General features: G+C 62.4%; 6 protein-coding genes and 1 pseudogene. 2 read left to right on the top strand and 5 right to left on the bottom strand.

All coding sequences use genetic code 11. The features are described 5' to 3' along the window. Positions 1-321: 321 nt before the first annotated feature. Complete coding sequence (locus tag AC0L2A_RS35170) at positions 322-1,407, top strand: HPP family protein (protein ID WP_473612785.1); 1,086 nt, start codon at positions 322-324, stop codon at positions 1,405-1,407. Positions 1,408-2,119: 712 nt separating this feature from the next. Here the strand turns inward: AC0L2A_RS35170 and AC0L2A_RS35175 are convergent. The 5 genes from AC0L2A_RS35175 to AC0L2A_RS35195 form a co-directional block, all read right to left on the bottom strand. Next, the gene (locus AC0L2A_RS35175; RefSeq protein ID WP_245485680.1) at positions 2,120-2,341 is read right to left on the bottom strand and encodes a hypothetical protein; all 222 of its coding nucleotides are present in this window, start codon (positions 2,339-2,341) and stop codon (positions 2,120-2,122) included. A 381-nt stretch (positions 2,342-2,722) separates the two neighbouring features. Beyond that, entirely contained in the window at positions 2,723-3,838 is a 1,116-nt protein-coding gene (gene ald, locus AC0L2A_RS35180) for an alanine dehydrogenase (protein WP_473612786.1), read from the bottom strand. A 461-nt stretch (positions 3,839-4,299) separates the two neighbouring features. After that, the gene (locus AC0L2A_RS35185; protein WP_473612787.1) at positions 4,300-6,192 is read right to left on the bottom strand and encodes an ABC transporter ATP-binding protein; all 1,893 of its coding nucleotides are present in this window, start codon (positions 6,190-6,192) and stop codon (positions 4,300-4,302) included. Continuing rightward, the gene (locus AC0L2A_RS35190; protein WP_473612789.1) at positions 6,192-8,078 is read right to left on the bottom strand and encodes an ABC transporter ATP-binding protein; all 1,887 of its coding nucleotides are present in this window, start codon (positions 8,076-8,078) and stop codon (positions 6,192-6,194) included. The genes AC0L2A_RS35185 and AC0L2A_RS35190 overlap by 1 nt, the downstream gene beginning before the upstream one ends. A gap of 371 nt (positions 8,079-8,449) precedes the next feature. Next, the gene (locus AC0L2A_RS35195) at positions 8,450-8,752 is read right to left on the bottom strand and encodes a LexA family protein (RefSeq protein WP_473612790.1); all 303 of its coding nucleotides are present in this window, start codon (positions 8,750-8,752) and stop codon (positions 8,450-8,452) included. 38 nt (positions 8,753-8,790) lie between these two features. Here AC0L2A_RS35195 and AC0L2A_RS35200 point away from each other — a divergent pair. After that, positions 8,791-9,909, top strand: a pseudogene (locus AC0L2A_RS35200) (IS630 family transposase); the annotation flags it as partial. Positions 9,910-11,065: the final 1,156 nt, after the last annotated feature.

Genomic DNA, 11,065 nt, shown 5'->3' on the forward strand with positions numbered 1-11,065 from the left:
ATGGCCTTGCGGCGATCACCGAAGCCCGGCGCCTTGACGGCGGCGATCTTCAGGCCGCCACGCAGCTTGTTGACGACGAGCTGCCAGTCGCTCGTCCTCCGGAAGATCGAGAAGTCGATACTATCCATTCCAGTAGAAGATCTCCGCGCGCAGGCTCTGACGCGATTTGAAAAGCACCAGCCGTTGGCGGCGACCGCACAAATCGGTGCGCGCAATAATATTCCCACTGGCCGCGAATATTCGGATTGGTTTGACTTTCAAATCCATGGCTTCGGCGGCATTTCGAACAGCGCAGAATTCCACCTCGCCCCAGGGCTTACAATGGCCTTTCGCCTCTTTGTTCCGATCCTTGCCGGTGCGACGTTACGCGAGCGGCTGCTCGCCTGCATTGGCGCCACGATTGGCATCACGCTGACCGGCGTGATCAGCGGGCTCGCGATGGGCGGCGGCCAGCATGTGGCGCTGCTGGTGGCCCCTATGGGCGCCTCCGCCGTGCTGCTCTTTGCCGTGCCGTCGAGCCCGCTTGCGCAACCCTGGTCGATTATCGGCGGCAATTCGATCTCTGCACTGGTCGGCGTGACAGTGGCGCATTTCGTGCACGATCCGGTGATCGCGTCGGGCCTCGCTGTGGCGCTGGCGACCGCCACGATGTCGTTCACTCGCTGCTTGCATCCGCCAGGCGGTGCCGCGGCGCTGACGGCCGTGCTTGGCGGACCGGCCGTGCTCAGCTTCGCCTTCCTGTTCCCGTTGGTGCCGGTAGCGCTGAACTCGGCCGTACTGGTGGCGCTAGGCTTTATTTTCCACCTTCTGTCACGGCGCAACTATCCGCATGTCCACGTGGCCGCCGCAAACAATCACGGCAGCGCGGACAGCCCGCCGATAGAGCGTGTCGGCTTTCGGCCCGAGGACGTCGATGCGGCGCTCGCCGCTTTGGACGAAACCTTCGACATTGGCCGCGACGACCTCGAAAGGCTGCTGCACCAGGTCGAGTTGCAGGCGATGGCGCGCTCGCACCGAACGCTGCTTTGCCGGGACATCATGTCCTGCGACGTGATCTCGGTGCCGGAAACTGCCACCGCCGCCGTGGCGCGAAAGCAGCTTCTCGACCACAACATCCGCGCCTTGCCGGTGGTCGATGCGGACGGCCGGCTGGCCGGCGCCGTGGGGTTGCGCGAGCTGACGCAGAAGACCGAAACGGTGAAGGGCGTGATCTCGAAGGCAGGCACCGCCTCGCCCGAGACGCCGGCGATGAGCCTGCTTCCCGTGCTCACAGACGGCCGCAGCCATGCCGTCGTCATCGTCGATGCCGAGCGGCGCATCCTCGGCCTGATCACCCAGACCGACCTGCTGGCGGCGGCGGCGCGCGTGCAGGTGTCAGACAAGTCGCCGCTCCAAGCAGTGGCATAGCGGCCAACCTAACATCGCAGGTTCGGGAACTTTTTGCCGACAGGCGCATCCAATCCACGGGCGAACCCTGTTTGAGTAGAGATCGGGTCGCAATGAGTAACCCCGCAATTCCCACCGTCGCGCTTACTACGGCCGATGATGCCATGGCCGCCGTAATGGCGCTGGTGCGCGGCGCTTTTGAGGGTTTGCGCAAGATCGTCGTTCTTCTCCTTCCGGGGGTCACGACGTCGTGTTCGCCAGCGCCTATTACCCGTACATTGGAGGGCTACAAGGTCGTGCTGTTGAATACGGCTGAGCGGATCCGCACCTTGGCCGTGCGTGTCTTCCGGCCTCGATCATCGGTTTCTTCGACCGGGCATTCCCGCCACATCTTGAGCAGATGCAGCACGCGCCGATCAACGATCCGGCGCGCCGCCGATCTTAATAGCTCGGCATGGGGAATACTTCCGAAGTAAGATCGACGCGGGGCATGCGAAGAGGCTCGACGCCGGGCTCTTGCCGGAGGCCGAACATAGTCTTGGGCCCTGGCTCGCGGACGCGGTGCTGGCTCAAAAATCGCGCTGGCCAGTCCCGTAGCGTTCCTCGGCGCACGTCTTTTCGCCACCAGGGCCAGCGGCCGCAAGAGAACGTAGCTGTTTGGTGCGCTCGGATTTGCCGACAATCAGTCGGCGCCTTCTTCCTGGTGCGACCTCTCTCTGACCGGGACGTCAGACTACGGCGCCAACAAAAGGCTGATCTTGGTCAATCTCATACGCGCCAATCGCCGCGCCGGATTGTGGAACCTCTCGCGGGTGGTTTCTACGACAAACACCAGGGTCATCAGATCAAGCAGGAAGTCATCGATAGCTTGGGCGAGTGTTTCTGACCTACCATCGAACTGATCCAGCAAAACGCGCGCCTTATCGATCGCATCCACGCTGGCCTCATCGATCAACGTCTCGATCCTCTGGAGACAATGCAATTTCGAAACTCCCTCAAAGCGCTTGCCAGTGTAGTTTTGCAACGAAGGTGGGCGATTTGGATTTACCCCGACAATGGCGGTGAGGATGGTTTCTCCACATTTCCGCTGTCGAACGCGCGGGGAGGGGCCCTGGTGATCGTCGCATCAGAAAAGCCGGGGATTTCGGCTGGCGATGTCCAGGTTCGGATCGCGCGTTCAGCTTCCTCGTCGACCAGCGTTTCGCCCCGACGGGCTGCACCGCAAGATTGACGCAAAGGGGAGGGGGAAGACGCCTCTTGCCAGTCATCGCCAAGAAAAAACCGCCGGCAGGGAACCGGCGGGCGAGGCAGGAGGAAACTTTTCGGGCCTGGAATATCAGGCGGCTAGGGTCGTTTTGGGCTCCGCCATTTCGTAGCCGAGCGCTTCGGCGACGGCGCGGTTGGTGATCTTGCCCTTGTGGACGTTGAGGCCATTGCGCAGATGATGATCGTCGAGGATCGCCTTCAGGCCCTTGTCGGCGAGCTGCAGACCGTAATGCAGCGTCGCGTTGTTCAACGCCTGGGCCGAGGTGACCGGCACCGCGCCCGGCATGTTGGCGACGCAATAGTGAATAACGCCGTCGACCTCATAGGTCGGCTCGGCATGAGTTGTGGCGTGCGAGGTCTCGAAGCAACCGCCTTGGTCGATGGCGACGTCGACCAGCACCGAGCCCTTCTTCATTCCCGACAGCATTTCGCGCGAAACGAGTTTTGGCGCGGCGGCACCCGGGATCAGCACGGCGCCGACGACGATGTCGGCCGAAAAACATTCCTCTTCCAGCGCCTCGACGGTCGAGTAGCGGGTGTGGACGCGGCCGCCGAAGATATCGTCGAGCTGGCGCAGGCGCGGGATCGAGCGGTCGATGATGGTGACGTCGGCGCCAAGGCCGGCCGCCATCCGGGCGGCATGCAGGCCGACGACGCCGCCGCCGAGCACAGTGACCTTGCCGGGCAGCACGCCGGGCACGCCGCCGAGCAGCACGCCGCGGCCGCCATTGGCCTTCTGCAGCGCGGTGGCGCCCGCCTGGATCGACAGGCGGCCCGCGACTTCCGACATCGGCGCCAGCAGCGGCAGGCCACCGCGGTCGTCGGTGACCGTCTCGTAGGCGATGGCCGTCACGCCCGAGGCCAGCAGGCCCTTGGTCTGCTCCGGATCCGGAGCGAGATGGAGATAGGTGTAGAGGATCTGGCCGTCACGGAGCTGGACCCATTCGCTGGGCTGCGGCTCCTTGACCTTGACGATCATGTCGGACTTGGCAAACACGTCGGCGGCCGTTTTGGCGATGGTGGCGCCGGCGGCGCGATAGGCGTTGTCGTCGGCGCCGATGCCGGCGCCGGCGCCGGTCTCGACCAGCACTTCGTGGCCATGCGCGACATATTCGCGGACCGATCCCGGCGTCAGGCCGACGCGGTATTCGTGGTTCTTGATTTCCCGGGGGCAGCCGACGCGCATTCGTTCCTCCTCGAATTTCTGATTTTGCGGGTGGACCATAAAACCATAAATAGCGCGGCAAGTGTTTGCGTATCCGGTTGTCGCCGGGCGCGGTGATCGCTATTCCTTGCGCCAAAATCCGTTCTATTCGCAGGAAGCACGAACAATGTCGCTCGACAGGATCGATATTGCCATTCTCGAGACATTGCAGAAGGATGGGCGGATATTTTAACGATCCGCGCACCCGGTGGCTTGAATCGCCATTGCTATGAAAGACGGCTTGGCGAAATATTCCTGCTCGGCGTCCGCTCATGCTGGCGAAGTACAGGACGGCGATTTACGGCTTCGGCGGCGGTGGGGCTTCTAGCCCCAATACGTCGCCTCCCAAGCCAACGCCAGACAGTCAGAATCTCTGTGCACGGTCGTTACTTCCACTTAGCAGAACGCGGCAGGGGCTATCTGTCCGGCTCCGCGAGGCCTGCTCACGTCGCTTTGCCGACGGCTGCGTCCATTCCCATCTCTTCCTCGGAAATGTCGTCGAACGAAGCGTAATTCATGTTGTAGAGACGGGCGTAGAGGCCTTTTTTTGCCATCAGCTGTTCGTGGTTGCCGCTTTCGACGATCTCGCCGTTCTGCAGCACGATGATTCGGTCGGCGCCGCGGATCGTGGCCAGGCGATGGGCAATAACCAGCCCTGTACGGCCTTCCAGCAGTTTTATCAGCGCCTTCTGGATCAGCATCTCTGTATAGGAATCGATGCTGGCCGTGGCTTCGTCGAGCACAAGGATCTTGGCGTCGGCCACCAGCGCCCGCGCGAAACTGATCAGCTGGCGCTGGCCGAGCGAGAGATTGCCGCCACGCTGCTCGAGTTCGGTGTCGTAGCCATCGGGCAAGTTCTCGATGAAGTCGTGCGCGCCGACGGCCAGTGCGGCGCGGACCACCTGCTCGCGGCTGGCGCCGGCCTTATGATAGCGGATGTTCTCCAGCACCGTTCCTGAGAACAGGAACGGCTCCTGCAGCACCATTGCCACCTGCTCTCCGAGCGAATCCTGTGTCAGGTCGCGCACATCGTGCCCGCCGACCAGGACCTGACCCGACCAGACATCGTAGAAGCGGTGCACCAGCGCCATCGAACTGGACTTGCCCGATCCGGTCGGGCCGACAAGTGCTACGGTCTCGCCCGGGTTGACGCGAAAGGAAACGTTCTTCAGCACCGGCAGGTTCTGCCGGTAGCCGAAGGTGACGTTCCTGAACTCGACCGAGCCGTCCATGTCGCGCGACAGCTTAACAGCATTGTCCTTATCGCTGACGTCCACCGGCACGTCGAGCACTTCGGAGATGCGCTGGCCCGAAGCCATGGCGCGCTGCATCACGCTGTACTGCATGGTGAGCGAGCGGATCGGGTCGAAGAAGCGCTGGATGTAGAACAGGAACGCCACCATGATGCCGACGTCGAGGTTTTGCGATAGCACCATCGAGCCGCCCACGACGATGACTGTCGCCATGGCGAACCCGGTCAGCGTGTCGACGATCGGCACCATCACCTGCGCATACTTGGCCGACCTCAGATGGGCGTTGAGATTGGCCAGCACCTTCTCGTCATAAAGATCGAAATTGACATGCTGGCGTTCCAGGCTCTGTACCGTGCGCACGCCATGGATGCCTTCGGCCAGCGCACCGTTGGCGATCGAGTTGGTTTCATGCGCCGCCATGAAGGCGACCTTGGCGCGCGGCAGCCAGAACAGGCGCACGATGAACAGCACCGGCATGGTCGATAGCGTCAGCAGCCCGAGCCGGAAATCGAGCCAGAGCAGGACGCTGACGATGCCGAACAACAGCACGATGTCGCCCACCGACATCACCGATGTTTCAAGGAATTCCTGCATCGAATTCACGTCGCCTTGCAGGCGCGACATCAGCCGGCCGACCTCGGTCTTGTCCATGAAGCTCAGCGAGACCCGCTGCAGGTGGCTGAACATGGCGCGGCGCAGGTCGGAGAGCACGTTTTCGGCCACCTTGCCGACGACGCTCTCCTGCACATAGCTGGCGCCGTAGTTGATGAGGATGATCGTCGCGAAGGCGCCCGTCGCCCAGATCATCACCGATCGGTCGAGCCTGCCCGCCGCCATGCCGTGGTCGATGGCGTAGCGGATGACCAGCGGGATCGCCAGCTGCGTCAGCGTGAACACCAGGACCGCGGCGACCGAGATCAAAATCCGGCCCCGATACGGTTTCACGAAGCTCCAGATGCGCCGCAGGATGCTCGGATCATAGGCCTTGCCGAAGACTTCTTCCTCATCGCGGTGCGAGCCGACGACCGCCTTTGTCGGCCGCCCGCTGGTGTCTTCCTTCTCGTCGCCGCTATGTGTCGACATCACGCGGCTCCCGTTACAACGGGTCGGTCATCGTCCGGCCGCAGCTGCAGGTCGAAGAGAGCACGGTAGCGTCCACCCAGCGCCAGCAGTTCCTCATGCGTGCCGCGCTCGACGATCCGGCCGCCCTCCACGAACAGGATCTGGTCGGCATGCATCAGTGAACTCAGCCGGTGCGAGATGATGAGCGTCACGCGGTCCCTGGCGAAGCGTTTCATCGCTGCCCGGATCCGCTGCTCGGTGCCGGCGTCGATGGCAGCAGTGGAATCGTCGAAGACCAGCACCGATGGCCGCAGCATCAGGCTGCGGGCGATGGTCAGGCGCTGGCGCTGGCCGCCGGAAAGCGACGCGCCGCGTTCGTTAACGACTGTGGTGTAGCCCGCCGGGAGCCCGATGATGTAGTTGTGCAATTGGGCATACTCGGCGGCTTGCCCGATGCGGGTCTCGCGCGCCCATGGATTGCCGTAGGCGATGTTGTTCTCGATCGAGGTGGTGAACAGGAATGCGTCCTGCTGCACCACGCCGACCGCCTTGCGCAGCGATTGCAGCGTGACCTTGCTGATGTCCTGGCCATCGATGGTGATGGCGCCTGACGTCACATCGTAGAAGCGCGGGATCAGGTGCGCGATGGTCGACTTGCCGCTGCCGGGCGGACCGACAATGCCGATGGTCTCGCCGGATCTTGCCTCGAAGGAGATCCCGGATAGCGTCGGGCGGCCAGCGGCCGCGTAGCGGAAGCCGACGTTGTCGAAGCGCAGCACACCGTCAGTGACGACAAGGTCCCTGGCGTCGGGCGCGTCCTCGATGTCGAGTTCGGTGTCCAGCAGTTCGAACAGTCGCGTGCCGCAGGTCGAAGCGCGGGCGAATGAATTGACCATCAGGCCGAGCTGGCGCACTGGCATCTGCAATATGGTCATGAAGGTGAGGAACTGGGCCAGCGTGCCGACGCTGATCTGGCCCGCAATCACCTTCTGGCCGCCGAACCAGAGCACCAAGCCCATGGCGGCGAGGAACGAGAAATTCATGGCGCTGGTGTTGCTGACGCGGATGCCGACGCGCTGGTTGGCGAGGTCCAGCGCATCTTGCTTGGCGCGGTCGAACTTTTCCAGCTCATGCCGCTGCGCCGCAAAAGCACGCACGACACGGATGCCACCGAGGTTCTCATCCATCACCCGGCTCAGCACCGACAGCCGCTCTTGCAACGTCAGCCAGGTGCTGCGCAGCGCCAGCTGCGTGACCGAGGACCGCCAGGCGACGAACGGCACAAAGCTCAGGCTGAGCAGCCCGAGCACGAGATCGGTACTGATCAGCAGATAAGCGCCGACGCCGATCAGCACGCCGAGCAGCACGACGCGCAGGATGCCGGTGGAGAAGAACATGCGCACGCCGTCGAGATCGAGCAGGCCGAGCGTGATGAGATCGCCGGTATGGACCCGGTCGTGGAAGGAGAAGCTCAGGCGCTGGATCTTCTCATAGAAAGCCAGCCGCAGTTCATAGCCGGTCCGGTGGCCGACGGCCTCGCCATAGTAGTTCTGCGCCATGGTGAAGAGGCCGCGCAGGATGCTGACGACGAGCAGCGTGAGCGCCGTGTTCCACAGCGCGCGCTCTGCCGCAGGACCAGCCCCAGCAGTCAAGACGCCCTGCGCCTGATCGATGGCGCGTCCCAGCAAGCTCGGAATGAAAAGCTGCAGCGTCGCGGCAATGAAGGTCGAACCGATGGTGATGGCGACTTGCCAGGGATGGCGCAGCGTCATTCGCACGATACGCAGCAGGGTGCTGAGGCCTTTGCCCCAGGAGGCTTCCGCCACATGGACAAACGATTTACCGCGCTTCGCCGCGCCGCTGGTTGCATCCGTACGCAAGGGAAATACCCAGACCAATCCGGACATTAGCCCGGACGAATGAAGCAGACTCAATTCAGATGGCGATGTTACGCGTGTCCGACTTGACCGTTCAAGGGGCCAATGGCGGCATCGCACTATGCCTGAAAGGCGTGCAGCCGTTGGTCGTCGCGATCGTATTTGATGAGTGATGAGGCGAAGGCATACATGGCCATAGGCGAGAGTTTTGCCAAGCATGAGGCCGTGAAGCATTCCAGGCTTCTTGCACCCGATAACGGTGAGAAGGATGTCTTCGTTCATGCCACCGAGCTGACCCGCTCAGGGCTCAGCGCGCTGTGGAGGGACAGAAAGTGTTCGTCGAATATGGGCAGGCAAGAAAGGCCTGGAAGTCCGGAGCGTTCGCCTCGCCTAGTACCTTTTCACAGTGATGTTGACTGGTTGATTTCCAGCCATTCGAGGATGGGCAGGCGTTGCGGAGGAACAAGGATCTCGATGCTTCTTGGGACGCGGGGTTGACGGCGAATGAGGCCGTTGCGTTCGAGGGTGACGATCATCTGATGGACCGACGGCGGACTGACCTGGAAATGGCGTTGGATGTCGGCTTCGGCGGGCGAGCACCGAAACATGTGCGAATAGGTGTAGATGAAGGCCAGGTACTGCCCCTGCTTTTCGGTGAAGCCCTTGTCGGCGGGCCGCTGTGCAGCGTCTGATTTTTGACTCATCTTTGGATTCGTCCGGTGCCTCCGACGAGGAGGCCGCAATGAACATACGTTATCGAGTGGAACTGAGCCAAGCCGAACGCGACGAGTTGAACACCATGCTGAAGGGAGGCAGGCATGCTGCCCGTAAGCTCAAGCGAGCCCAAATCCTGCTTGCCGCGAATGCCGGAAGCAGCGACGAGGAGATTGCCCGGGTGGCGGCGGTGGGCGGCTCGACCGTCTATCGCACCAAGCGCCGTTTTGTGGAGGGCAATCTGGAATACGCAATGAGCGAACTGCCGCGTCCGGGGGCCGAGCGCAAGCTGACCGGCAAGGAGGAAGCCTTGCTGGTGGCGACGGCGTGCGCGAACCCGCCTGCGGGCCGACGCCGCTGGACGCTGGAACTGCTTGCCGACGCCATGGTCAAGCTGACCGATCACGATAGTCTGTCGCACGAGACGGTGCGCCGCCGGCTGGCCGAGAACCACCTCAAGCCGTGGCGCAGGGACATGTGGTGCATTCCCCAGATCAATGGCGAGTATGTGGCACGCATGGAAGACGTGCTCGATCTCTATGCCGAAGCGCCCGATCCAAAGCGCCCGGTAGTCTGCTTCGACGAGACCCCGGTGCAGCTCATCGGCGAGGTTCGTCAGCCCATCCCCGCCGAGCCTAGCCAGTTGGAGCGCTACGACTATGAGTACCGCCGCAACGGCACCGTCAATCTGTTCGTCTTTCTTGACGTGAACCGGCCTTGGCGAAAGGTCAAGGTCACCGCGCGGCGCACCGCACGAGATTATGCCCACTGCATGCGCGACCTCGTCGATGTCCATTATCCCGACGCAAGCTGCATTCGCGTCGTGCAGGACAATTTGTCGACCCACACGGCGGGCGCCCTCTACGAAGCCTTCCCGCCGGCCGAAGCCCGCCGCATCCTGCGCCGTCTGGAATTCCACTACACGCCCAAGCACGCCAGTTGGCTCAACATGGTCGAGATCGAGATCGGCGTCCTCAACGGCCAGTGCCTGGATCGACGTATCGACAATGCCGAGCGTCTCACCAGCGAGATCGCCGCATGGGAGCGCCAGCGAAACGCTGCCGGAGCTCGTATCGATTGGATGTTCACAACCGACAAAGCCCGAGCCAAAATGGGTCGGGCCTATCCGGAAGTGGTCAAAGAGTCAGAACCACTGTGGAAAGGTACTAGAAGCCAATACACTGGCCATGGCCCAAAATTGCCGCTCATACAAAGAAAAAGCCCGCTGCCGGGAAGAGGTGGCAGCGGGCTCGATTTGAAATGCAGCGCGGGAGGAGGTGCACCGCATTCAGCGCCGGGCATCGCATCTGGGAGGAGTAGATGGCCCGACAACAGGATCATATCGATCGCCGCAGATATTGCAATGCACAAATTGCATGTCGCATGTGCGAAGGCGTTACCTGGGTGTATGCATCGACATTGTCTCGAAAGACCCACCCACCAAAATTGTTGCCCTAGCTGGCCGCTGTAGAGGTTAATGGTGCTGGTCATTTTTGCTCTCCTTTGCGTTGTCGCAAGGAGGGCAGATCTGCGCCTGGATCGAAACGTCGAGCGCCGGCGCTCGTCAGCGACAAGCAGATCCGGCTGCAGCATGAGCGGCGCGCGTGCCAGGCCGCTCCCGAAAAAGCGTGCGGGCATCGATCGGCCGCACTGCAGCTAAGCCCGACGCGAACAAGAAGCTCCTCGGGCCTTTCGCGCGAGAGGCCGCTGACGATTGCGGCTTCGGCCGAGATGCAGCGGACGCCATGGCGCGGAGACGAAGTGATAGCGAACTCGGCCGCGTAGGCGTTTCGCCGCGTCGATCGTGCTGATATCGCCAGGCGTAGGTTCTTCACAAGACGGCAGCGTCAGGTTGGCGCGTTCGAGGCAGCCCTTGGCCTGCGGGCTGTTGGCGCACATGATGTCGATGTTCAGCTGGAGTACGCGGTGACGGAACCGATTAGCCTTGCTTGCAGCTTCATGCCGGGCTGCGGCCGATCCGCCACTGATATGGTGGTGGCGTGCCATTGACTGCCTAGTCGCCAACGATGCGATCCTTGTAGATGCGTGGGTTGTGCGAAGACTGGCTGAAATTTTCTCCGGCGTCCCGGCAAGAGCGAATGAGCGCGAGGTAAGGCGTGGTTTGGTCCCCCGTCTTTTCCTATGCTGCGCAGATCATGCCGATAGCAGCTGCGCGCTCCAGCGACCCTCGAGAGATAAAGTCAGGCTGCGACCTTCTTGCCGGTCCGCTTCGCCGGCGCCGGCGTTTCCGACTCTTTCGGTTTGCGGCCGAGACCTATGGTCTTGGCCAAGGCCGAGCGCGC

The sequence above is a fragment of the Mesorhizobium sp. WSM4844 genome (genome assembly GCF_055811775.1).

Coding starts and splice junctions, on each gene's coding strand:
- ald (WP_473612786.1), bottom strand. CDS start 3,838: ATGCGCGTCGGCTGCCCCCGGGAAATCAAGAACCACGAATACCGCGTC.
- AC0L2A_RS35170 (WP_473612785.1), top strand. CDS start 322: ATGGCCTTTCGCCTCTTTGTTCCGATCCTTGCCGGTGCGACGTTACGC.
- AC0L2A_RS35185 (WP_473612787.1), bottom strand. CDS start 6,192: ATGTCGACACATAGCGGCGACGAGAAGGAAGACACCAGCGGGCGGCCG.
- AC0L2A_RS35195 (WP_473612790.1), bottom strand. CDS start 8,752: ATGAGTCAAAAATCAGACGCTGCACAGCGGCCCGCCGACAAGGGCTTC.
- AC0L2A_RS35190 (WP_473612789.1), bottom strand. CDS start 8,078: ATGTCCGGATTGGTCTGGGTATTTCCCTTGCGTACGGATGCAACCAGC.